This window comes from Aeromicrobium phragmitis, from assembly GCF_003674095.1.
GTDB classification, from domain to species: Bacteria; Actinomycetota; Actinomycetes; order Propionibacteriales; family Nocardioidaceae; genus Aeromicrobium; species Aeromicrobium phragmitis.
Map to the genome: position 1 here is coordinate 1 of NZ_RDBF01000127.1, position 405 is coordinate 405.

1 protein-coding gene is annotated in these 405 nt (G+C 70.9%); it reads right to left on the minus strand.

From position 1 onward, the window contains the following. Positions 1–111: 111 nt before the first annotated feature. On the minus strand, positions 112–405 hold a 294-nt coding region (locus D9V41_RS17980), incomplete at its 5' end, for a hypothetical protein (RefSeq protein WP_208006921.1).

Here is a 405-nt window from a genome sequence, read left to right on the forward strand (position 1 = left end):
GGGGACGTCGACACCGCATTCGGCACACTGCCCCCCGAATGTATTCGTCCTCACCGCTACCTCCTGCGATCCACGGTAGCGAGCCGGGACGACACTTCGAAGCGTCGCAGGTCAGCGCGGTGACGGCCCGCCGAGATCGTCCGAGGACGCGTCCCCCGGCGCTTCCGCGAGACCCCGATCCATGTCGCGCCGCCGGAGCTCATCCGCCTCCTCGCGAGCAGCGAGGTCGTCCTGCAGATGCCGCATCCGCGCCCGGCGTCGCCGCGATCGGACCCGCCAGCTGATCACGGCGACCGCGAGAACGAGCCCGACGAGCACCCCGATCCATGAACCCGTCAGGAAGCCGGGCCCCTCCTGTGCCAGCAGTGCCCGTCCGTCGCGTGCCGACTCGTTACCCCCGACGCC